Annotated in this window: 20 protein-coding genes, 2 tRNA genes and 2 pseudogenes; 13 read left to right on the plus strand and 11 right to left on the minus strand. The window is 60.0% G+C overall.

The window, feature by feature from the left end:
* Positions 1 to 220 precede the first annotated feature (220 nt).
* The 7 genes from tig to ACG33_RS04925 all read left to right on the plus strand — a co-directional run bounded on the left by tig (position 221) and on the right by ACG33_RS04925 (position 7,334).
* On the plus strand, positions 221 to 1,519 hold the full coding sequence (tig, locus tag ACG33_RS04895; RefSeq protein ID WP_066919201.1) for a trigger factor: 1,299 nt from the start codon (positions 221 to 223) through the stop codon (positions 1,517 to 1,519).
* A 230-nt stretch (positions 1,520 to 1,749) separates the two neighbouring features.
* Positions 1,750 to 2,373 (plus strand): ATP-dependent Clp endopeptidase proteolytic subunit ClpP, encoded by a 624-nt coding sequence (clpP, locus tag ACG33_RS04900; protein ID WP_066919203.1) that lies wholly within the window; start codon positions 1,750 to 1,752, stop codon positions 2,371 to 2,373.
* A 225-nt stretch (positions 2,374 to 2,598) separates the two neighbouring features.
* Complete coding sequence (clpX, locus tag ACG33_RS04905) at positions 2,599 to 3,915, plus strand: ATP-dependent Clp protease ATP-binding subunit ClpX (protein ID WP_066919205.1); 1,317 nt, start codon at positions 2,599 to 2,601, stop codon at positions 3,913 to 3,915.
* A 281-nt stretch (positions 3,916 to 4,196) separates the two neighbouring features.
* A complete protein-coding gene (gene lon, locus ACG33_RS04910; protein WP_157071841.1) occupies positions 4,197 to 6,665 on the plus strand; it encodes an endopeptidase La in 2,469 nt (822 codons plus the stop codon).
* 86 nt (positions 6,666 to 6,751) lie between these two features.
* Positions 6,752 to 7,024, plus strand: coding sequence for an HU family DNA-binding protein (locus ACG33_RS04915; protein ID WP_066919207.1), 273 nt, complete (start codon positions 6,752 to 6,754; stop codon positions 7,022 to 7,024).
* Between the two features lie 109 nt (positions 7,025 to 7,133).
* Positions 7,134 to 7,208 (plus strand) — tRNA-Val (locus tag ACG33_RS04920).
* 49 nt (positions 7,209 to 7,257) lie between these two features.
* A tRNA-Asp gene (locus ACG33_RS04925) sits at positions 7,258 to 7,334 on the plus strand.
* Between the two features lie 136 nt (positions 7,335 to 7,470).
* On the opposite strand, the gene ACG33_RS04930 is transcribed toward ACG33_RS04925, so the two are convergent.
* The 3 genes from ACG33_RS04930 to ACG33_RS16885 form a co-directional block, all read right to left on the minus strand.
* Positions 7,471 to 7,920: a DUF6036 family nucleotidyltransferase gene (locus ACG33_RS04930; protein ID WP_157071674.1), complete on the minus strand. Its 450-nt coding sequence runs from the start codon at positions 7,918 to 7,920 to the stop codon at positions 7,471 to 7,473.
* Positions 7,921 to 8,011: 91 nt separating this feature from the next.
* Positions 8,012 to 8,716 (minus strand): helix-turn-helix domain-containing protein, encoded by a 705-nt coding sequence (locus ACG33_RS04935; protein WP_210399181.1) that lies wholly within the window; start codon positions 8,714 to 8,716, stop codon positions 8,012 to 8,014.
* Positions 8,717 to 8,768: 52 nt separating this feature from the next.
* Positions 8,769 to 8,891, minus strand: coding sequence for a hypothetical protein (locus ACG33_RS16885; RefSeq protein ID WP_257721744.1), 123 nt, complete (start codon positions 8,889 to 8,891; stop codon positions 8,769 to 8,771).
* Positions 8,892 to 8,984: 93 nt separating this feature from the next.
* Here ACG33_RS16885 and ACG33_RS16450 point away from each other — a divergent pair.
* The 6 genes and pseudogenes from ACG33_RS16450 to ACG33_RS04965 form a co-directional block, all read left to right on the plus strand.
* Positions 8,985 to 9,140, plus strand: a pseudogene (locus ACG33_RS16450) (helix-turn-helix domain-containing protein); the annotation flags it as partial.
* 445 nt (positions 9,141 to 9,585) lie between these two features.
* Complete coding sequence (locus tag ACG33_RS04945; RefSeq protein WP_066919215.1) at positions 9,586 to 10,248, plus strand: helix-turn-helix domain-containing protein; 663 nt, start codon at positions 9,586 to 9,588, stop codon at positions 10,246 to 10,248.
* A 92-nt stretch (positions 10,249 to 10,340) separates the two neighbouring features.
* A complete protein-coding gene (locus ACG33_RS04950) occupies positions 10,341 to 10,847 on the plus strand; it encodes an RES family NAD+ phosphorylase (protein ID WP_168160022.1) in 507 nt (168 codons plus the stop codon).
* A gap of 277 nt (positions 10,848 to 11,124) precedes the next feature.
* On the plus strand, positions 11,125 to 12,831 hold the full coding sequence (locus ACG33_RS04955) for an IS1634 family transposase (protein WP_066918020.1): 1,707 nt from the start codon (positions 11,125 to 11,127) through the stop codon (positions 12,829 to 12,831).
* A gap of 196 nt (positions 12,832 to 13,027) precedes the next feature.
* The gene (locus tag ACG33_RS04960) at positions 13,028 to 13,345 is read left to right on the plus strand and encodes a type II toxin-antitoxin system TacA family antitoxin (RefSeq protein WP_066919218.1); all 318 of its coding nucleotides are present in this window, start codon (positions 13,028 to 13,030) and stop codon (positions 13,343 to 13,345) included.
* 12 nt (positions 13,346 to 13,357) lie between these two features.
* Complete coding sequence (locus tag ACG33_RS04965) at positions 13,358 to 13,867, plus strand: GNAT family N-acetyltransferase (protein ID WP_066919220.1); 510 nt, start codon at positions 13,358 to 13,360, stop codon at positions 13,865 to 13,867.
* A gap of 70 nt (positions 13,868 to 13,937) precedes the next feature.
* Here the strand turns inward: ACG33_RS04965 and ACG33_RS04970 are convergent.
* From ACG33_RS04970 to ACG33_RS05005, 8 genes and pseudogenes are all read right to left on the minus strand, one after another.
* Positions 13,938 to 14,234: pseudogene (locus ACG33_RS04970) on the minus strand (DDE-type integrase/transposase/recombinase); the annotation flags it as partial.
* Between the two features lie 293 nt (positions 14,235 to 14,527).
* Positions 14,528 to 15,448 (minus strand): polysaccharide deacetylase family protein, encoded by a 921-nt coding sequence (locus tag ACG33_RS04975; protein ID WP_066919222.1) that lies wholly within the window; start codon positions 15,446 to 15,448, stop codon positions 14,528 to 14,530.
* Between the two features lies 1 nt (position 15,449).
* The gene (locus ACG33_RS04980) at positions 15,450 to 16,382 is read right to left on the minus strand and encodes a formyltransferase (protein WP_210399182.1); all 933 of its coding nucleotides are present in this window, start codon (positions 16,380 to 16,382) and stop codon (positions 15,450 to 15,452) included.
* Positions 16,379 to 17,347 (minus strand): glycosyltransferase, encoded by a 969-nt coding sequence (locus ACG33_RS04985; RefSeq protein WP_066919224.1) that lies wholly within the window; start codon positions 17,345 to 17,347, stop codon positions 16,379 to 16,381. Before ACG33_RS04985 ends, ACG33_RS04980 begins: the two co-directional genes overlap by 4 nt.
* Complete coding sequence (locus ACG33_RS04990; RefSeq protein WP_066919226.1) at positions 17,337 to 18,473, minus strand: DegT/DnrJ/EryC1/StrS family aminotransferase; 1,137 nt, start codon at positions 18,471 to 18,473, stop codon at positions 17,337 to 17,339. Before ACG33_RS04990 ends, ACG33_RS04985 begins: the two co-directional genes overlap by 11 nt.
* A 29-nt stretch (positions 18,474 to 18,502) precedes the next feature.
* On the minus strand, positions 18,503 to 18,874 hold the full coding sequence (locus ACG33_RS04995) for an EamA family transporter (RefSeq protein ID WP_066919228.1): 372 nt from the start codon (positions 18,872 to 18,874) through the stop codon (positions 18,503 to 18,505).
* Entirely contained in the window at positions 18,871 to 20,514 is a 1,644-nt protein-coding gene (locus tag ACG33_RS05000) for a glycosyltransferase family 39 protein (protein ID WP_168160023.1), read from the minus strand. Before ACG33_RS05000 ends, ACG33_RS04995 begins: the two co-directional genes overlap by 4 nt.
* The gene (locus ACG33_RS05005) at positions 20,511 to 21,575 is read right to left on the minus strand and encodes a bifunctional UDP-4-keto-pentose/UDP-xylose synthase (RefSeq protein ID WP_083537167.1); all 1,065 of its coding nucleotides are present in this window, start codon (positions 21,573 to 21,575) and stop codon (positions 20,511 to 20,513) included. Before ACG33_RS05005 ends, ACG33_RS05000 begins: the two co-directional genes overlap by 4 nt.
* Positions 21,576 to 21,666 lie beyond the last annotated feature (91 nt).

A 21,666-nucleotide genomic window follows, 5' to 3' on the forward strand; every position in this document is an offset into this window, starting at 1 on the left:
CGGCGGCGCGTGCCAGCCTGCTTTGCATGTGGCACAATCGCGCCCCTTTTGCCGGTACGGATGCATCAAGCCATTGATCGGCAGGGCGGGTGCACGTCCGCAATCCCTTTTCCGCAGTCTGCCGAAGAGGCGGTTGAGATGCACGCAGCTCATTGAATGACAAGAGCTTTAAGCATCGAAGACAGATCAGACGAGTTTAATTACTGAGGTTGGTGAGCCCATGCAGGTTTCGGTAGAGTCGATCGGCACCCTCGAGCGCCGGATGGAAGTGCAGGTTCCCGCTGCGCGCATCGAACAGGCGGTGGACGAGCGGTTGCAAAGAATGAGCCGCACCGTGCGCTTGAAGGGCTTTCGCCCGGGCAAGGTGCCCGTGAAGGTCGTGCGTCAGCAGTTCGGTCAGCAGGTGCGCCAGGAAGTTCTGGGCGACGTCATGCAGTCCAGCTTTGCCGAAGCGGTCGTCCAAGAGAAGCTGATACCCGCGGCGGGTCCCCGTATCGAGCCGATCGACCTGGCTGGCGGGGGCGGGGACCTGAAGTATCGCGCCGTGTTCGAGATCGTGCCGACCATCGAACTTGCACCCGCCGAGCAGTTGCAGGTGGAGCGCCTCACGGCCGAGGTAACCGATGCGGATGTCGATGCCATGATCCAGAATCTGCGCGAGCAGCGTCCCAACTATGTGTCGGTCGAGCGTGAGGCGCGCGACACCGATCGGGTCACGGTTGATTTCGAAGGTTCGATCGACGGCGTTGCGTTCGAGGGCGGCAAAGGTGAGAACGTTCCGGTCGTGCTGGGTGCCGGCCGTATGATTGCCGACTTCGAGGCCGGCTTGCAGGGTGTGCGCAGCGGAGAGGTCAAGACGATCGAAGTCACTTTTCCGGAAAACTATCAGGCCGCGGATCTGGCCGGCAAGAAGGCGCAATTTGCCTTGACGGTGAAGAGCGTCGAGGAGCGCCAGTTACCCGAACTCGACGATGAATTCTGCAAAAGTTACGGCATTGCCGCGGGTGGTATCGAGCGTCTGCGCGAGGAAGTCACGGACAATATGAAGCGCGAATTGACGAATGCGCTCGCCGCCCGTCTGAAACAACAGGTCATGGACGGACTGCTGGCCGCCAATCCGCTGGAACTGCCGAAATCCATGGTCGAAATTCAGGTGCGCGATCTGCAACTCGATGCAGGCCGGCGCATGGGCGCCCAGGATGCTTCGCAGCTCCCGCCCGCCGACGGCTTTCAGGAGCCGGCGCGCCGGCGCGTGGCGCTGACCTTGCTGCTGGGTGAGATTATCCGCAAGGCTGAACTGCAGGTGGACCAGGCCAAGGTGCAGGAGCGCTTGCAGGAGCTGACTCGGCAGTACCCGGACAGCGACCAGGCCATGCAGCAGTTCCGCGGTAATCCTCAGGTGCTGCGTCAGCTGGAGGCGATGGTGCTGGAAGGCCAGGTCGTGGACTGGGTGCTCGAGCGTGCCCAGGTCTCGGACAAGGCATCGAGCTTCAAGGAGTTGATGAGCTTCGGCACCTAAGGCTCTATGCTGGCGGCCTGACGACCGGTGCGATCCGGCAAGGACGCCGCTGGAGCACCGGTCCTGAAGACGGGTGGAGCGGCGGTGGCCCTTGTGAAGTGGCCCCGGCGACCCGATAGAGCGGTGCAGGCGAGCCGATCGAGCCTGACATCGGGGCCGCGATGCGGACGATGTGCCGCTCGGCAAAATCCCGCGTGGCAGGTTCCTTGTGTGACAAGCCCTTTGATTATATGAGCCGTGCAATCATGAATCTCGTCCCCATGGTCGTTGAGCAGACCGCTCGCGGCGAACGTGCTTATGACATCTATTCGCGCCTGCTGAAGGAGCGGGTGATTTTTATCGTGGGGCCGATCGAGGACCACATGGCCAATCTAGTGGTCGCGCAATTGTTGTTCCTGGAATCCGAAAATCCCGAGAAGGATATTGCACTGTACATCAATTCCCCGGGCGGCTCGGTCAGCGCAGGACTATCGATCTACGACACCATGCAGTTCATCAAGCCGGATGTCAGCACCATGTGCATCGGCCAGGCGGCCAGCATGGGAGCTGTGCTGCTGGCGGGCGGGACGAAAGGCAAGCGTCTGTCATTGCCGCATTCGCGCATGATGATTCATCAGCCGCTGGCCGGATTTCAGGGCCAGGCCTCAGACATCGATATTCATGCGCGCGAAGTGCTGCTGACACGCGACCGGTTGAACCGGATCCTTTCCAAGCACACCGGCCAGTCGATCGAAAAGATCCAGCAGGATACCGATCGCGACAACTTCATGGGTGGAGAAGCCGCGATGGCCTACGGGCTGATCGACCGCGTCATCGAGCGCCGCGGCGAATCACTGGTGACCCTGGGCAGTTGATAAGGATTCATCAGAGATAAGTGGTTCTGATTGATAGGCTTTTTTAATTTCGGTGCGGCAGGCTCCATTCTTGGGCGATGCGTCTTTGCAGCCTGGTGGCGCTGCATGCTATATAGCCCTGACGACGGCTGGTCGTGCGCCCTATCTACACGCAGGGTCTATGCCGGACCCCGCACCAGGATGGGGCACCGAATGCCGGTGCGCGCCGATTCTTGAGGGTGATTCATGTCCGAAGATTCCCGCGGTAAACACGACGACGGCAAGCTGTTGTACTGCTCCTTCTGCGGCAAGAGCCAGCACGAAGTACGCAAGCTGATTGCCGGTCCGTCGGTGTTCGTCTGCGACGAATGTGTCGAGCTGTGCAACGATATCATTCGCGAAGAACTCGAGGAGCGTGCCGAGCGGACACGCGACAAGCTGCCGCGTCCGCACGAAATCAAAAAAGTCCTCGACGAATATGTCATCGGGCAGCCTCGCGCCAAGAAGGTTCTGTCGGTGGCGGTATACAATCATTACAAGCGCCTGCAGACCAAGACCGGGGAGGCGCGCGCGAAGGATGAAGTCGAGCTTGCCAAGAGCAATATCCTGCTGATCGGTCCCACCGGCTGCGGCAAGACACTGCTGGCCGAGACTCTTGCACGCCTGCTCAATGTGCCCTTCACGATCGCAGACGCCACGACGCTCACCGAAGCCGGCTATGTCGGCGAGGATGTCGAGAACATCATTCAGAAGCTGCTGCAGAAATGCGATTACGATGTGGAGAAGGCTCAGACGGGTATCGTCTACATCGATGAAATCGACAAGATTTCGCGCAAATCCGATAACCCGTCGATTACCCGTGATGTTTCCGGTGAAGGTGTTCAGCAGGCGTTGCTGAAGCTGATCGAGGGTACGATCGCCTCGGTGCCGCCACAGGGCGGACGCAAACATCCGCAGCAGGAGTTTCTGCAGGTCGATACGTCCAACATCCTGTTCATCTGCGGCGGCGCGTTCGCGGGCCTGGAGAAGATCATTCTCAACCGGACCCAAAAGACCGGCATCGGCTTTACCGCCGAAGTGCGTGAGCACGGCGAACGGGCTCACGGCAGCGATGTGTTCCACGAGGTGGAGCCGGAAGATTTGATCAAGTTCGGCCTGATCCCGGAATTCGTCGGACGTCTGCCGGTCGTCGCCACGCTGGATGAACTGGATGAGTCCGCCCTGGTCTCGATTCTTCTCGAACCCAAGAATGCGCTCAGCAAGCAGTATCGCAAGCTGTTCGACATGGAAGGCGTGGAACTGGAATTTCGCCCGGAGGCGCTCAAAGCGGTCGCCAAGAAGGCAATGCAGCGCCGCACGGGTGCGCGTGGGTTGCGCACGATCCTGGAGAACGTGCTGCTGGACACCATGTACGATTTACCTGCGCTGCGTGACGTACAGAAGATCGTGGTGGATGAATCGGTCATTCTGGGCGAGAGCAAGCCGTATATCGTATACGCCTCACCCGAAGAAGCACGACGCACTGCGGTGGAAGAACATCGCCCGACCGGCAGCGATCATTGAGACATACCGCCGCGTGCATCCCGGCAGCCCGCGGTTGGGTTGCCGGCTGCATCCCGGGCGGACCTCCGGGAGTTCGCTTGGCGATGGCGGATGTATTCCCAAGTAGCATGTTTACGCTGGCAGGGTCGCGCTGCTTGCGGTATTTTGACGGCGATGCCGGCCTCGCCGAGTCCCGCCCCACGATCTTTTTGTTTGTTGATGGAATTCCTGCCGATTGACCCCAGGTATTGCGCGTGAGCACTGACATACCCGAATCCAAGTCCGATCCAGAACGCGCCGCTGTGGAACGTGCCGGGTTGGGCGCCTTGCCGGTACTACCTCTGCGCGACGTCGTCGTGTATCCGCATATGGTGATTCCGCTGTTCGTCGGGCGCGAGAAATCTATTCTCGCACTCGATCAGGCGATGCGCGCCGACAAGCAGATTCTGTTGGTCGCGCAAAAACAGGCGGATGTCGATGACCCGGGCGCCCAGGATCTCTATCGGCTCGGTACGGTTGCCTCGATCCTGCAATTGCTGAAACTCCCCGACGGCACGGTGAAGGTACTGGTGGAAGGCACCGAGCGCGTCCGCATCGAGAAGCTGCACACCGATGTCTATTTTTCCGCCGAGACATCGCCGTTCAAGGATATCGAACAGTACGACGAACGCGAAATGGATGTGCTGGCTCGCTCCGTGACCTCGCAGTTCGAGCAGTATGTGAAGCTCAATCGCAAGGTGCCGCCGGAAGTGCTGACGGCGCTTGCCGGCATCGAACAGCCTGGGCGGCTGGCGGACAATGTCGCCGCCCACATGTCGCTGAAGCTGGATGCGAAGCAGAAGGTCCTGGAGATCCAGGATGTGCGCAAGCGTCTGGAACATATCCTCGCCCTGATCGAAGGGGAGATGGATGTGCTGCAGATCGAAAAGCGCATTCGCGGACGCGTCAAGCAGCAGATGGAGAAGAGTCAGCGCGAGTATTATCTGAACGAACAGATGAAGGCGATCCAGAAGGAACTGGGCGAAATCGAGGATGCGCCCAACGAGTTGGCGGAACTCGAACAGCGCATCCACAAGGCAGGCATGCCCAAGGAGGCGCGCGATAAGGCCTTGTCCGAAATCAACAAGCTCAAGCTGATGTCACCGATGTCCGCCGAAGCGACGGTGGTACGCAACTACGTCGACTGGCTGGTGAAGTGTCCCTGGAAAAAGAAAAGCAAGGTCCACACCGATATCACCGTGGCGGAGAAGGTGCTGGATGAGGATCACTACGGGCTGGAGAAGGTCAAGGAACGCATCATCGAGTATCTTGCCGTACAGCAGCGGGTGAAGACGCTCAAAGGACCGATCCTGTGCCTGGTCGGACCGCCGGGGGTGGGCAAGACCTCTCTGGGCCAGTCTATCGCGCGTTCCACGAATCGTAAGTTCGTGCGCATGTCTTTGGGAGGTGTGCGCGACGAGGCGGAGATTCGCGGGCATCGCCGTACCTATATCGGCTCCATGCCGGGCAAGATCATCCAGAATATGGTCAAGACCGGTGTGCACAATCCGTTGTTCCTGCTCGATGAAGTCGACAAGATGGCCATGGACTTTCGGGGGGATCCGTCCTCGGCGCTGCTGGAGGTGCTCGACCCGGAACAGAACTCCACATTCAACGACCATTACCTGGAGGTCGATTTCGATCTTTCCGAGGTGATGTTCGTCTGTACTGCCAACAGCCTGAATATCCCCGCGCCCTTGTTGGATCGCATGGAAGTGATTCGGTTGCCCGGCTATACCGAGGATGAAAAGAGCGCCATCGCCCAGCGCTATCTGCTGCCCAAGCAGATCAAGCAGAACGGGCTGCGCGAGGGAGAGTTGAAGATATCCGAGCAGTCGCTGCTGGATATCATCCGGTACTACACGCGCGAGGCGGGTGTTCGCAATCTCGAGCGCGAAATATCCAAGATCTGCCGCAAGGCCGTGAAACAACTGCTGGCCGACTCCAAAGCAGATGTGGCCAAAGACGATTCGGCCAAGGCCGGTTCCGTCAAGTCCGAGGCGAAAACCGTGACGGTGACGCCCAAGAATCTGAACAAGTACCTGGGGGTGCGCCGTTTTCGCTATGGCCGCGCCGAGGAACAGGATCACATCGGGCAAGTGACAGGACTGGCCTGGACTGAAGTAGGCGGCGAACTGCTCACGATCGAGTCGGCGGTTGTTGCCGGCAAGGGCAAGCTGACTCATACCGGCCAGCTTGGCGAGGTGATGCAGGAGTCGATTCAGGCCGCCATGACGGTGGTGCGCAGCCGGGCCGGCCTATTGGGGCTGGACGCGGATTTCTATCAGAAAACCGATGTGCATATCCATGTTCCCGAGGGCGCGACGCCCAAGGACGGACCGAGTGCCGGTATCGGTATGTGTACGGCATTGGTGTCCGCGCTGACGCGCGTGCCGGTGCGCTCGGATGTGGCGATGACGGGCGAAATTACGCTGCGCGGCCAGGTGCTGCCGATCGGTGGATTGAAGGAAAAATTGCTGGCGGCGCATCGCGGCGGTATCCGCACGGTACTGATCCCGGATGAGAACGCCAAGGATCTCGTCGAGATTCCCCAGAACATCAAGGATAGTCTGGAGATCAAGCCGGTCAAATGGATCGACGAAGTGCTGCAGATGGCATTGACACATATGCCGGCCCCCTTGCAGCAGAACGTCCCGGCGGCACAGGCGAACGATAAGCCGCGTGCGCGGCGTGCGGCCAAGCGCACCAACAAGCAAGTGCGCGCGCATTGATAGGGTTGCCCTTTCCTCGGGCACTGTAATAACGCGCCGCTGTGACCGCAGCGGTGCATTTAATTTCATGACGAAGGAAGCCGGAAATGAATAAAGCCGAATTGATCGATGCTGTCAGCGAGAAGGCGGGGCTGCAGAAGGTCGAGGCGAGCCGCGCAGTGGATGCCGTGTTCGACACGATTGCCGCTGCGCTCAAAGCAGGGGATTCAGTGGCGCTGCTGGGATTTGGAACGTTCAACGTCAAGGCTCGTGCCGCCCGTTCCGGACGTAATCCGCGCACCGGAGACATCATCGAAATTCCCGCCAGCAATGTTCCGGGTTTCAAGGCTGGTAAGGTGCTGAAGGATGCTGTAAATTAGCGCGCCTTCGGTCGGGGGGAATCACCGAGAGGCGGCGGCGGCCGGGGTTGTTGCCTCGGATGCTGAACCGAAGGTGAACAGCATGCAGCGTGAGGTGAATATGACAACAGGGTGCTTAGCTCAGCGGTAGAGCGTCGCCCTTACAAGGCGAATGTCGTGGGTTCGATCCCCTCAGCACCCACCACGCCTTACGGCCATTGCTTCGGCAAGCCGTATCGACAAGTTACAAGCGCGGAGCGGTAGTTCAGCTGGTTAGAATACCGGCCTGTCACGCCGGGGGTCGCGGGTTCGAGTCCCGTCCGCTCCGCCATTCTTGGGCAAGATCCGCTGAACGTTTTGCCTGTACTTTCGCCAATTTAGCCGACCCCATTCCCGGGGCTCGGCTTCCCGGCCACCGTCTGGTGGCAAATTCTGAGGGCACAGGGAATGCGCCGGGCGCGTTGCGTCTACGCGGTTGGCCACGCCATCTCCAGCCACAGCTCCAGTGTCTTGTCGTGCCACGAGATTCTGCTGAGCAGGTATGGCCGCAGCTCTTTGTAATATCGGTCCTTCAAAACCTGACGATCGATATATCCGGCGCGGGCGAGACGAAGAAAGTCTTCACGGTCGCGCTCTGCGTTGCGCTCCAACTTGGAAAGCGCAAGGTCGGTGGCATCCAGCGCAAGTAATTGCAGCCGCTTCCACGCAGCTGCAGGGAACATGCGAGTCAATCGCTTCTCGTAGTCGGCGGGCGGCGTTGCGACTCCGGCATGCTGCATGTAGAGACGGTACTTGCGATACAGTTTCGACCCCAGACCAGCAAGCGCTTCGACATCATCCTCGGGCGACTGAGCGACGATGGTGAGGAAATCGATATCGGAGGTTTCGCGACCGATCCCATACTGCTGCGTGACCACAAAGCCTCCCAGGCAACGGAGCTCGACCGGGCCTTTGAGAAGCCCGTCCAGGTCTCGCAGGAGCGACCGCCACGGTTCGATCGGCTCTGCCTCAGGGCGCATAGGACAGTTGGTCTGCAGTCAAGCCGGTCAGCAGGTTCCAGTACCGCGCAAGCGCGGAGCGGTGCGTCTTGAGCCAGCGGCGCTCGGCGGTTGGCATCGACTCGCGACAGAGCGTATCTTCCCGTGCAAGGCGGGCGCGATCCAACTGCCGCTCAACGGCGGAGAGCTGTCTGAATGCAGACTCGAACTCCGGCCGATCAGTTGCGAGAGCCTTCGAGACCGCAATCAGAAACCCCAAGCGATTCTGCACATCCAGCAGTTTTGCGTGGCGAACGAGCCAGGACCAGTCCAGGTCCGGATACTTCAGCAGCACCCAGGGGAGTGCTTCCGTCAGTCGGGTTTCAAGATCCTTCTGTAGAAGCGCTTCGAGGACGACGGCCGCCGGATTCGTGCTACGAGGTCGCAGGTGTGCAAATCCTGGGTAGCCAAGACCGGAAAGTTGGCGCGCTAGCTGGGTGGCGTCTGCAACGTTTCCTTCGGTCAGCGGCTCGGGCAACGGGAGTGCGGTAGCAGGAACGCGATACAAGCGAACCGCAGCACGGGCCAGCTCCGGTGTCACAGGGCGCTGACCTTTCTCCAGTTGGGACAGGTAGGGCTGAGACACGCCGAGGGCTTCGGCAGCCTGCTTCTGCGTGAGCCTGGCGCTCAATCGACCCGCCTTGAACTGCTCGTTCCTCATGACTGTCGTCGACAATATTGCAGTTTCTGTAATATTGCAACCGTATCGTTGGGTGCTGCACTCCAGCTCAGGCGGCCGGCAGTCCTTCGACATCCTCGCAAGCGGTGAGGATCAGTGCGGCCGTCTGCTCGCAGAATTTGGCGAAACTCGCGGCGAATTGACTACCGCCCTCGGCGGCGAGACTTCCCATGGCCAACTGTTAGCACCGATGTAAAACTGACCCACCCCACCGAAGTAAAAGTGACCCGCCTGGGTAAGGATGGCGGCTTTTTGAGCCGCCGAGATGTTGACCCAGGAGCAAGTAGTGGAGATTCAGGTTCTCGGACGGCAGGGGCGATCGATTCGACAGATCGCCCGACAGACAGGCCTATCGCGCAACACCGTGCGGCGGTACCGCGCGCGCACCAAGGGGAAGGTCGAGCGCTTCAATGGCTACCTCAAGGGCAGCTTCATCGTGCCGCTGGCCGCCACCCTGCGGGCCGGCGGACTGATGCTCGATGTGGCTACCGCCAACCGCGAGGTACTGCGCTGGCTATCAGGTCGCGTCCACGCTGGAATTTGGCGGGCAGCATGGCTTGGCGGACGACGTTCGGCGGTTCGTTGCAGGTATGGCATCGCCACGTACCGATCGAGACCTCATTGCCGCTGAACTGGTTCGAAGTGTTCGTACTGACCCCGAGCGGGGTAGGGGTCGGTCGCGGTAGGCCGTAAGTTCGGGCGTACCGGACATCATCGGGATCTAGCGGGTGCGCCTAAGTAATGCAGGGGAGGGTAACGCAGCGCTCTCTGGCGAGCAGGTTGACAATATTGACAAAGTTTACAAAGTTGACAAAATTTACGAGGTTGTCTAACCTATGCAAGCCGCTCTAATGGGATTTACGCCAATGCCGAGTGCATCCGGGACTATTGCCACTCCCTCCAGCCAGAAGGCGATCGGCCTTGCGCTGAAAGGCACCATCGACAAGCTTCTGAAACTGCTGCCCAGCGGTCTGGATCGGCAGTTGCAGTCACTGGTCGGATTGCCGGAACAGACGCTGCTCGATGGTGCGTTCCGCCTCGCTCCCAGCCTGCGGATTGATGCCGCGGAGGCAGAGCGGTTGCAGAAGTTGCGGGTGCTGCTGGAGGGTATCGAAGCTGCGCTGGTGAAGTCGCAGAACCAGAGCGCACTGGACAGCGCCCGGCAGCGGGGCAGAACGATCAAGCATGAGCTGGTGGCCAAGGGCGAGTTGGTGTCCGCTGCGGCCTTGGCGGATGCGTTGGGCATCAGCCGACAGGCCGTTCACAAGGCCGCCAAGGCGAGCCGGCTGTTCTCGCTGGAAGCTGGTGGCCGGGAGCACTACTTCCCGGCCTTCCAGGCGGATCCGGATGTGCGCGCCGGCGGTCTGGAGGATGTGCTGGCAATCCTGCGCAGCGAAAGCGACTGGAGCAAGTGGGTGTTTTTCACGACGCCGAGCGGCTCCCTGGGTGGGATAACGCCCGTGCAGGGTCTGAGTCAGGGACGGAAAGAGGCGGTGCTGGCTGCTGCACGCGCCTACATCGAGCGGTAGGTCGCGCCGCCGTTATGCTGGGGCCGCCACCGGAGAATTTCTCCAGCCTCAAGCTGGATACCGTTTCGATCAAGCCGGAAGATTGTGTCCGCGTGACCCGAAGTCCGGCTACCGAGCCGTACTTCGGCAAGACGGGTGGCAATCGCTTCGATGATCCGTTGCGCGCATTTGGTGTGTGCTATGCCGGCGATCACCTGACGGTCGCCTTTGCCGAAACGATCCTGCACGACGCGCTACCGGCCTCGGGAGGGTTCACGGTCGCCGAATCGAAGCTGGCGGATCGTCATGTGACCAATTTTCACGGCAGTCCGCTGGTGCTGGTGGACCTGACCGGCGCGTCGCTCAAGCGCTTGGGTGGCACGAACGAGATTTCATCTGAACATCCCTACGCCACGACGCAGCAGTGGGCACGGGCCGTGTATGAGCATCCGCAGAAGGTGGACGGGATCTACTACGTCTCCCGGCACATGAATACGCGGTTTGCCTATGCATTGTTCGATGGGTCAATGACCAAGATCAGCGCGGGTGTGCCTGCAACCTTGATGGCGCATCGTGACTACGCGGATGTGCTGAAGGTGTTCAACGTCCAGGTGCTCTGATCCGGTGGTCGGCGCGGCGCTTGCTCCCGGATGACAACTGGTGTGAAGCCGTCTTTGCGCCCATTGCAGTGCCTGCTGGATGCGCTGGAGCAACCGCAGTCCTGCGTGGTGCTGGGCGCTGGCGCGTCCTAATCCGAAGTTCTTTCTGAATTCCCCCGTTGGGTAATTAGTTAGCCGTTGCGGATCAGTGGCTTGCGAGTCTTGTGTGGTCTTTCTGCGCAAAATATGTACCCATGTAAATAGTTGCAACGGGGCCAATTTAGCGTAGAATACGCGCATGCATATCGATGTTGTACCCAACCGTAAGTCCCGCCCCGCCTACCTGCTGCGCGAGACGTTCCGCGAGGGAAACACGGTCAGGAAGCGCACGATCGCGAACTTGTCCAGCCTCACCGATGAGCAGATCCATGCCTTGCGCGCGATTCTCAAGGGTGAGCCCCTGTACCCACTCCAGACGCTGTTCAACGTCGTGGGATCGCAGGCACACGGCCACGTCGAGGCGGTGCGCCTGGCCATGACCAAGCTGCGCCTGAGTTCACTGCTGGGCACGAAGCCCTCACGCGAACGCGATCTGGTGCTGGCCATGCTGGCCGCCCGGGTGCTCTGCCCGCGCACCAAGCTCGCCACCACCCGCTGGTGGCACACCACCACCCTCGCGCAGGACTTCGGCGTGGCGGATGCGAGCGAGACGGAACTCTACGCCGCCATGGACTGGCTGCTCGAGCGCCAGGGCGCGATCCAGAAAAAGCTGGCCCAGCGGCATCTGGGTCCCGACAGCGTAGTGCTCTACGACCTGTCGTCGAGCTATTTCGAGGGAACCACCTGCCCGCTGGCGAAACTCGGCTACAGCCGCGACGGTAAGCGGGGGATGCTGCAGGTCAACTACGGCTTGCTCACCGACCGCCGGGGCTGTCCGGTCGCTGTATCGGTCTACGAGGGCAACACCTCAGACCCGCAAACGCTGATGCCGGAAATCGCGCGGCTGAAGCAGGAGTTTGGGGTCGAGCAGCTGGTGATGGTGGGTGATCGCGGCATGATCTCCCAGAAAGCCATCCATACGTTGACGAATGAACAAGGCGTACGCTGGATCACCGCGCTCAAGAGCACCTCCATCCGCACGCTGGTGAACCAGGGACATGTGCAGTTGGATCTGTTCGACGAGCGCAATCTGTTCGAGCTTGAGCACCCCGATTATCCCGGTGAACGCCTGGTTGCCTGCCGTAACCCGGCGCTCGCGCAACTGCGCGCACACAAGCGCGAAGAGCTGTTGTGCGCCACCGAAAAGCAGCTCGAGAAGATCCGCGCGTCCGTGGCCAAGGGGCGCTTGCGAGGCCAAGATAACATCGGTGTGCGGGTTGGCCGCATAGTCAATCAATACAAGATGGCCAAGCACTTCGCACTCGATATCCGCGAGGATCTCTTCGGCTTCGAGCGCAAGACCGACGGTATCGAAACCGAAGCCCGCCTCGATGGGCTCTATGTCATCCGCACCAGCGTCCCGGCCCAGATCATGGACGCGGCCGAATGCGTGCGCCAATACAAATCGTTGGCTCAAGTAGAGCGCGCGTTCCGAACGCTGAAGAGCGTGGATCTGCGCATCCGGCCGATCCATCATCGGCTCGCCGAGCGAGTACGCGCACATATCCTGCTGTGCGTACTGGCCTACTACATCGAATGGCACATGCGCGAAGCCTGGCGCGAGCTGCTGTTTGCGGACGAAGACCAGGCCGCCAAAGCCACGCGCGATCCGGTGGCGCCGGCGAAGCGCTCTGAGGCCGCGAAACGCAAAGCCCTGACGGGTCGGCTTCCCGACGCAACGCCCGCCCACAGCTTCTCAACGCTCCTGGCGGAGTTGTCCACGATCGTGCGAAATACCTGCCGCGCCGCGCTGCCCGGCGAGTCGACATCCACGTTCGCCGCGGTGACCACCGCGAACTCGAAACAACAGCGCGCACTGGAGTTGTTGCAGAAGATCACCGTGTAGCCAGGCGCGAGCACCCCAGGCTCAGGTTAAGTATCTGAGCCTGCGAATAAATTTACTCTTTCTTCACAAGAACTTCAGCCTAATCGATCGTCTGCCCATCGCTTAGCTCCGTCAGTTGCATCGCAGCATACCGAATTTCGTATTGCAAAAAGCACTACATCGGACTACAGTGAGCTCCAATCCTAGGAGATCACAGATGACAACCCGTTCGGCAACTAGGAAGTCGGCAACTAGGAAGAAGGAGCACCCGCTGTCTATGCGGCTGCCCGACGCGGACATCGCAATGATCGACCGTGCAGCTGGCCTGCGAGGCCGGTCGCGCACGGATTTCGTCCGGGAAGCCGCCGTACGAGCGGCCGAGGAGGTTCTCATGGAAAGCAGCCTGATCCGGATGAGTTCTACCGGGTTCAGTGCGTTCCTGGAGGCGCTCGCTGCACCTGCGGCCCCGGTCCCTGAAATGATGGAGATCCTGAAGCGTCCTGCGCCGTGGGAGACTGGTGGTTTGCGGAAGTGAAGGGGCGGTGTCTTGGCACTGTCCCTTCTTGAGCCGCTGACTGCCGCACATGATGTTTCGCAGTTCTCCTGCGGCAAGCCCGCCCTCGATCACTGGCTGAAGACGCGCGCGCTGTCGAACCAGGAGAAGGGGTTCACGGCGGTGATTGTTGTCCATGAGGACAGCCGCGTCGTCGGTTACTACGGCCTGGCGCCTACGGCCGTTGTACCTGCGGTTCTGTCCCGTTCGATTCGTACAGGGCAGCCGCCGGACCCGATTCCCTGTCTGTTGCTCGGGCAGTTGGCAACAGACTTGGCTTGGAAAGGGAAGGGGGTTGGCACCGGTCTGCTGAAGCACGCGCTGGAGCGCTGCGTTACGGCAGCTCGCCTGATTGGCGGCCGGGCGCTGGTCGTCAACGCGGTGGACCCGGATGCAGCTGATTTCTGGCGCCGGTGCGGCTTTTTGCCTTCCAAAGATGATCCTTTGGTGCTGTTCCGCTCGATGGCGGACATTGCAGCGTCGATCGAAGGGGCTGTGATGTAGGCAGTGCGTACTCGTAGGTTAGTGGAGCCACCGAAAAGCAATCGATTCAAAACGTGCTGATCCATACGCTGGCGAGACCTCGCGTTCGGTAGATGCGTTTTCTGATGCGCTCCTTCTTCAAGCTGCTGAAGAACGACTCCGCCACTGCGTTGTCCCAGCAGTTGCCGCGACGGCTCATGCTCGGATTCAGGTTGTTCGATCGACAGAAGCGAAGCCAGTCGTCACTGCCACCCTGGGATCCTTGGTCGGAGTGTACCAACACCTGTTGCAGGGGTCGCCGCCGCCACACTGCCATCAGCAACGCATCAAGCACTAACTCGCGGGCCAACGTCGGCTTCATCGACCACCCCACGATGTTGCGTGCGTAGGAACGTAGAGCAAGGATGGTTCGGACTTGCTAAGCGGCTCACCTATGAGGGACACGGGGAACTGGCAAGTGAGTTGCTGCGATTCGTCAACGCGATGCCATCGCTACGAACGGATCGGGAATGGATTGCCGAACAGCTTCGACGAAATCTACAGGTGACTCGAAATGTGGAGATTCAGCCTGTTCGATAAGAAGATGGATGTGGCCTAATAGAAGTTGCTGAGAGCATTGTCAGTGATCGACGTTTGGGCGCTCAAACTACTACTACTACTACGCAATGGACCTGGGCAAGTTCAAGAACTTGATCCTGTTCGTTTCTGGTGTCGTGACGGTCTCGCGATGGCGACCACACCGGCTCGTCCGGGCACCGTGCCTTGCCTCAGTTCGCAGCGCGCCAACTCGGTCTTTTCCAGGCTGTCGCCAAGCATGCCGAGTGTTACGAAACGATATTCCTGCTGTCGCCAGCCTTGTAGAAGGCGCTCGAACTCTCCCAAGTAGGCGCCGCCCTCGATTTCTGCGTGCAGCGTGTAGACGTGTCCGTACAGTGGCGATGTTCGTGTGAGTCTCAACAACGTATCGATTGGTGACGGCTCCGGCAGATCATCCCGGCCGATCAATTCATCCAGCGTAGGCAGTGTCGTCGGCAACTGCACAATTCCGCCAGGCGGTATGAATGGCATGTCGCCGCGAGTATCGGAAGCAAGTTTGAAGCCCAGCTCGCGCTGCAATGATGGAACATAACGATTCATTTGCCAACCTGCTGAACCGTGCAGCGTGGGGGGATATCCAAAGATATCGGCAAAGACGTCACGTGCGGCGATCAGCTCGGCGCGCGTCCAGTCGAGGGATGCTCCAGCTACGCCGTCCTGCCACTTGACGTGATCATAAGCGTGAACACCCACTTCGAAGCCCTTCCGCATCACCGCCCGCATCTGTGCAGCGCACTGATTACCGATGTGGGGACCAGGCAGGAACGTGCCATAAAGCAAGGTTCGCAATCCGTAGTGGGATACCACAGAAGTTCTGCGTAGCTTGCCGACGAAACCTCGTCTGAGAATTCGGCGTACGGCGCGTCCCGTATGGTCGGGTCCCAGGCTGAACAGAAAGCTTGCCTGCACCTGTAGCCGTTCAAGCAATGCCATCAGGCGCGGTACACCCTCACACGTGCCTCGCAGGGTGTCCACATCGACTTTAAGCGCGATGGTACTAAGCATGCTAGCAGGGCAGATCGATGGACGCGAGCGCGAGCGCGGCAGTCAGTCTCGCGAGGTCGAGTGCGCCGTCGGCAGACCGGGCGCCCAGAATCTGCAGCAGGCCGCCGTCCGTACAGTGCGCCACACAACGGCCCGCGGCATCGACCACCAGTTGGGGAGAAACGCGCCCCTGTATGTGCATTCCTTCCAGTAGTCGCGTGCGCGTGATGGTCCAGCGCTGTCCGTTTATTTCGGTGAAGGCACCGGGATAGGGTGGCGCCACGGCTCGCACCAGATTGTGGATTTCCTGGGCCGGGCGCCGCCAATCGATACGACCGTCTTCCGGCCGACGGCGGCCGAAATACTCTCCCGGCATCACCGGCTGCGGCCTGGCAAGGATGGATCCGGCGATTAGTTCCGGCAGACAGCGCGCCAGCACGATTTCCGCCGCGACGGTAATCTTCCTGTGCACGTCGTAGCCGGTATCGTCCTTGAGAATGGGCACCGCCAGCTGATCCACGATGTCACCGGCGTCGGCGCGTGAGGTCATGTAATGCAGCGTAGCGCCCGTCTGGGTCGCACCCCGCAGCACAGCCCAATTGATCGGCGCTCTGCCACGAAAGCGAGGCAGAAGCGACCCATGCATGTTCAGTGCGCCGCGCCGTGCCTGACGCAGTAACGACATGGGAAGCAGATGCCGATAGTAGAAGGAGAAAATGAAATCAGGCTGCAACGACTCGATTTCTTTCTGCAGTGCCTGACTGGATGCATCGTCCGGTCTGATACAGTGCAGCTCTTCTTCGGCAGCGAGCTCCGCCACGCTATCGAACCAGCGATTCTCCGCCGGATCGTCGGCGTGCGTGACTACAAGCGTCACGTGCACACCCGCTGACAGGAGGGTTTTCAGACACCTGACTCCGACATCCCCATAGGCGAAGACGGCAGAGGTGCTCACGCACTGATTTCTTTCTGGCATGACGGTACAAACTGCGAATCGCCCAATATATGGGCAACGACATAGCGAGGGCGGTTTTGCGTCTGCTCGAAGATCCGGCCGACGTATTCCCCGACGATACCGATGCCGAACAGCACACAGCCCAGCAGAAAGAACGCGATACCGAACAGTGTGAAAACGCCCTCGACTTCCGGACCGAGCACCAGCCGGCGGATGGCCAGATAGATGACGAAGAAAATGGAACCGATCGCGATGGCGATTCCGGACACCGAAAATAGCTGCAGCGGAACCAGCGAATATCCGGTCATCAAATCGAAGTTCAAACGTATCAGGCGTAGCAACGAATACTTGGATTTGCCCGCGGCGCGCGGCTCATGACTCACCTTGATCTCTACCGGCCGCCGCGCAAACACATACGCCAGAGCGGGGACGAATGGCGTTACATCGCGGCAGCGGTTGATGCTGTCGACGACGTGGCGATCGAAGCCGCGCAACATGCACCCCTGATCCGTAATGCGGATACGTGTCGTGTGTTCCCGTATGCGATTTAATAGCCGCGAGGCGGTGCGTCGCCACCAGTCATCCTGGCGAATCCCCCGGATGGTGCCGACATAATCGGCGCCGTCTTCCAATGCCTGCAGCACGGCGCCGATTTCCTCTGGTGGATTTTGCAGATCCGCATCGAGCGTCACGACCGATCGTCCGCGGACCTGTTTGAAGGCGGCCATGATCGCCAGATGTTGACCGACATTGTGCGCGAGGAGGATCGCCCGGACGGCGCGCGACCGCGCTTCGACGAGCAATTGCAGCTGCTCGACCGTGCGGTCCGAACTGCCATCGTCGACGAATACCACCTCATAGCTGCGTCCCAGAGCATCCAGCGCGGGGAAAAGCCGCCTGACCAGCAGCGGTAGCGACTGCTCTTCGTTGAACAGTGGGATGACCACCGACAGATCAGGCTGCATGCGCAATCTCTGCCAGCACGGCATGCACCGTATCGATCACTCGGTCGACATCCTGCAAAGCCATGGCAGGAAACAATGGCAACGTGATGGTTTCCCGGCCGACGCGTTCGGCATTCGGGAACTGACCCTCGCGCCAGCCCAAGCCGCGATAGGCGCTGAGCAGGTGGATAGCCGGGTAATGGATGCCGACCCCGATGCCGTGCTGTTTCATTCGGGCGATGAAATCCGCCCGCGATAACCCCAGGCGATCGACCGGCAGGAGCGGCGCGAACATGTGCCAGCTGTGATCCTCGTCCCCGCGCGCTGGCAGTCGCAACGGACAATTCGATGCCCAGCGGGCGTAGTAGTGCGCCGCGAGTTCGCGCCGCCGGGCATTGAACGTCTCCAACCGTACCAGCTGTCCCAGCCCGATCTGGGCGGCGATATCCGAAAGATTCGCCTTCATACCGGCAAAAGAAACGTCGAATTCACCCGGTGCGCGGTGCATGACGCCATTGAAACGGTAGGTCTCGATGAATTCCACCTCCTGCGGCGTGCTGGCTACGATGGCCCCGCCTTCGCCGGTGGTCATGTTCTTGTTGGGATGGAAGCTGAAACACACGAGGTCGCCGTGGCTGCCGATGCGCCGGCCCTTCCAGGCCGAGCCGATCGCATGCGCGGCATCCTCGATGATGCGCAGCCCGTGCTGCCGTCCCAGACGGTAGAGCCGGTCCTGGTCGATCGGCAGGCCGGAAAAATGCACTGGAAGGATTGCGCGGGTTCGTGGCGTGATGGCGGCTTCCACGGCGTCCAGATCCAGATTGCGGCTGTCCAGGTCGACGTCGACGAAGACTGGTCGCGCGCCTCGTCGTAGGATGACGTTCGAGGTAGCACACCAGCTCATAGGCGTGGTGATGACCTCATCGCCTGGTCCGATGTCCGCAACGGCTAAGGCGATTTCCAGCGCGGCAGTACCGGACGTGACCGCCCGTACGGATCGACCGCCAAGATACGCAGAGAGGGCGGCTTCGAATTCAAGAACTTTTGACCCGCTGGCGAGCCAACCGGAGCGCAGCACTTCGGCCACGGCATCCATGGTTGTTGCATCGATGCTCGGGCGGGTGAAGGGTAGGAAGTCCTGAGGCATGGTCGCTGCTGCTCTCCTGGATGATTCTGTTAAGTTCTGACGACGATCCATACGCCCAACACAATGACCAGAATGCCGGCGAAACGCTGTAGTGGCACCATCTCTCCCAACAGGGGCCACGCCAATGCAGCGGTGAGCACATACCCCAGCGACAGGATGGGATAGGCCTGGCTCACGGGTACCCGGGACAGGCCAATGACCCAGACCAGAACGGACAGCCCGTAGGCGCACAGCGCCAGCCAGAAGCAGGGTGCCTGCGTGAGGCTCGTCGTAGCTACCGACCAGGAAGCGCCGGTTGTGCCAATGGGACCGGTGACCCGTGTCGCCGTCTTCAACGACATCTGCGCTCCGGTGTTCAGTACGACGCCTGAAAACAGCCAGACGAAGTCCGTGAGTTTCATTGACGTGCCACCGCAATGCTGCGGCCATCGCTGCCCAGAACGCGGGCGGGCATGCCTGCAGCTTTGAACTCGTCGAACAGGCGAGGATGGATGAAGGCGATGGCGTCGTGTGAATCGCGCCACTGTTGCAGGAAGTCCTGGATGCCTGGTCTTGGCAGATCGCCGATCTGTTGCAGGCCGAACTCCAGCTCGCCGGTATAGCCATAAAGTTGCAGGGTACGTTGCAGATAGAAGGGTAGCGTATGGCGGAATTGCCCGACCGAATAGAGTTGGGTCTGCGCACTGAGGTGTTCTGCGACGAGGTCCGCCAGTGATCGCCCTGATCGCTGCGGGGGTAGTTGCGCATAGGCTGCGATGAGACAGGGATATACAGCCGCCGCTGTCAGCGCCGCCAGCTTCCAGCCTGTTGGCTCATCGGCAGCGGGTTTCCGGTATCGAGACGCAAGCCATCCGGCCAGCGCGATCACCATCGCGAGCGTGACCCATAGCGCCAGCGCCCGCGGCAGCTCGGGCTGCCGGTACCAGCAGGACGTCGCCAGACCGATTCCCATTACCGCCACGATGACCAATAGCGTCAATTGCGCGCGTGTCGTCGTGAGCCGATCTGCGGCGACCGGTCGTGCCAGGAGCACCGCTAAAACCGGCATCATCGGCAGGATATAAGGCGCGAGTTTGGATCGCGAAGCGGAGAAAAAGACCAGCACCACCGTACACCACAGAACGAGGAACAAGTTTGCATCGAATGCGTCGGTCGGCTGCTTACGCCGCTGCCATGCACCGATCCAGCGCGGCACGCTCAGTGCTACAGGAAGCAATGCGATGCACACCAGCGCCGGGAAGAACCACAGAGGCTGCGTCCGCTGATGGACGGTAGTGAGGAATCGCGCGAAATGTTCATGGAGAAAGAAAAAGCTCGCGAATTCCGGATTGCGGTACTGGACCAGCGCGAACCACGGCAGGCAGATGAGCGCGAAGAGAGCGAAGCCTGTGCCCAGGTGCAGTCGCTTGAGCGGCGACAGGTCGCGCTTGAATAGCATGTACAGTCCGAGTGTCGCTCCCGGCAGTACCAGAGCCGCGATGCCCTTGCTGAGCACGGCGAGCGCGAGCATAGCCCAGCACAGCAGCATCCAGTGATGGCGCCGGCGTCGGCCTTCTGGCAGGTGTTCAGTGTGCCGCTGCGCCAGCAGGTAGGCAAATACCGCGCCGACCAGGAAAAACGAGAACCCCTGATCCAGCAGATTGATCTGTCCGATCAGACCGAAGAAAGGACTCACGGCCAGTATTCCCGTACCCGACCAGGCGACGGCGGTGGATTCCCCGCTGGATCGCAAGAACCCGTACACCAAGGGCAGGCATAGAAAACTCGTCAGCATCGCCCATAGCCGGGAGGAGATCTCGTTAACGCCGAAAAGTCGGTATGACGCCGCCGTCATCCAATACTGCAGCGGCGGTTTCTCAAAATACTTCACACCATTCAGGTGCGGTGTCACCCAATCACCGCTGTCGAGCATCTCTCGCGGGATTTCCGCGTATCGGCCCTCATCGGGATCCATGAGCGATCTCGACGGCAGAGCGGCCAGCCACAGCAGGCTCAGTACTCCCCACACGCTCCACTGTCGGAGCTGTAGCAGGTCCATCATGCGATATTCTTCAGCTCGACGGCCGAACATCGGTATCGAGACTCGCTGCGCACGTAGTATTCGATGGTCTTTCGTATCGCCGCTTGTAGATCGGCCGTCGGTGCCCAGCCCAATCTTTCAACGGTCTTTCTGATTGAAGGCACACGGGTTTGAATGTCCTGGTAGTACTGTCCGTAGTAGTCTGCAGAGGGCACTGACGTGATGGAGGTTGTCCTGGCGCGCTCACTCCACTGGGGAAACTCCTGCGCCGTCTCGACCATCAGGTGCGCGAGGTCCTTCACGGACATGCAGTTGGCTGGATTGCCGATATTGAAAATCTCCCGAGAGGCCACGCCATTCTTGTTGTCGATAATCCGCAGAAGACACTCCACCGCGTCATCGATGTAGGTGAAGGAACGTTTCTGCTCGCCGCCGTCCACGAGACGTATCGGATGGCGATGCATAATGTTCGACAGGAACTGGGTAAAGACGCGTGAACTACCCTCCTTGGCTTCATAGATATCGTCAAGATTAGGGCCGATGAAATTGAAGGGGCGAAACAGGGTGTAGTCGAACTGATCCCGTACGCCATAGGCGTAGATCACTCGATCCAGAAGTTGCTTCGAGGCTGCATAGATCCAGCGCTGTTTGTTCACTGGGCCGTAGACCAAGGCACTGCTCTCCTCATCCAGTTCCGCATCCGGCGACATACCGTAGATCTCGGAGGTCGAGGGGAAAATCAAGCGCTTGCGATAATTCACGCAGTCACGAATGACTTCGAGATTGGCCTCGAAGTCCAGCTCGAACACTCTTAACGGATCCTTTACGTACTGTGCGGGATTGGCGATCGCTACCAGAGGCAGGATCGCATCCGCTTTCTTGATGTGATATTTGACCCATTCCCGGTTGATCGTAATGTCGCCCTCGATGAATTTGAAACGGGGGTTGGAAGTCAATTCTCCGAGCTTATGGTCGGAAAGATCGATCCCGAAAACCTCCCAGTCCCGCTCGCGAAGGATCGCTGCGGTAAGAGCACTGCCGATGAAACCATTTGCACCGAGGATCAAAACACGATAGGACACTACATCTTCCTTCAACGACGTTAATGTCGAACGACACAATGCCCCGGTAAAACCAGATGCGTGGGTTAGACGCGCGCATAACGAAGAATCA

It is taken from the genome of Steroidobacter denitrificans, from assembly GCF_001579945.1.
Classification (GTDB): domain Bacteria; phylum Pseudomonadota; class Gammaproteobacteria; order Steroidobacterales; family Steroidobacteraceae; genus Steroidobacter; species Steroidobacter denitrificans.

Excerpts from the sequence above, each read along its gene's own strand:
- ACG33_RS16885 (WP_257721744.1), bottom strand. The coding sequence starts at position 8,891 with ATGGGAAGTCTCGCCGCCGAGGGCGGTAGTCAATTCGCCGCGAGTTTC.
- ACG33_RS04915 (WP_066919207.1), top strand. The coding sequence starts at position 6,752 with ATGAATAAAGCCGAATTGATCGATGCTGTCAGCGAGAAGGCGGGGCTG.
- ACG33_RS04975 (WP_066919222.1), bottom strand. The coding sequence starts at position 15,448 with ATGCTTAGTACCATCGCGCTTAAAGTCGATGTGGACACCCTGCGAGGC.
- ACG33_RS04960 (WP_066919218.1), top strand. The coding sequence starts at position 13,028 with ATGACAACCCGTTCGGCAACTAGGAAGTCGGCAACTAGGAAGAAGGAG.
- clpX (WP_066919205.1), top strand. The coding sequence starts at position 2,599 with ATGTCCGAAGATTCCCGCGGTAAACACGACGACGGCAAGCTGTTGTAC.
- ACG33_RS05000 (WP_168160023.1), bottom strand. The coding sequence starts at position 20,514 with ATGATGGACCTGCTACAGCTCCGACAGTGGAGCGTGTGGGGAGTACTG.
- ACG33_RS04985 (WP_066919224.1), bottom strand. The coding sequence starts at position 17,347 with ATGCAGCCTGATCTGTCGGTGGTCATCCCACTGTTCAACGAAGAGCAG.
- ACG33_RS04955 (WP_066918020.1), top strand. The coding sequence starts at position 11,125 with ATGCATATCGATGTTGTACCCAACCGTAAGTCCCGCCCCGCCTACCTG.
- ACG33_RS04995 (WP_066919228.1), bottom strand. The coding sequence starts at position 18,874 with ATGAAACTCACGGACTTCGTCTGGCTGTTTTCAGGCGTCGTACTGAAC.
- ACG33_RS04945 (WP_066919215.1), top strand. The coding sequence starts at position 9,586 with ATGCCGAGTGCATCCGGGACTATTGCCACTCCCTCCAGCCAGAAGGCG.
- ACG33_RS04990 (WP_066919226.1), bottom strand. The coding sequence starts at position 18,473 with ATGCCTCAGGACTTCCTACCCTTCACCCGCCCGAGCATCGATGCAACA.
- tig (WP_066919201.1), top strand. The coding sequence starts at position 221 with ATGCAGGTTTCGGTAGAGTCGATCGGCACCCTCGAGCGCCGGATGGAA.
- clpP (WP_066919203.1), top strand. The coding sequence starts at position 1,750 with ATGAGCCGTGCAATCATGAATCTCGTCCCCATGGTCGTTGAGCAGACC.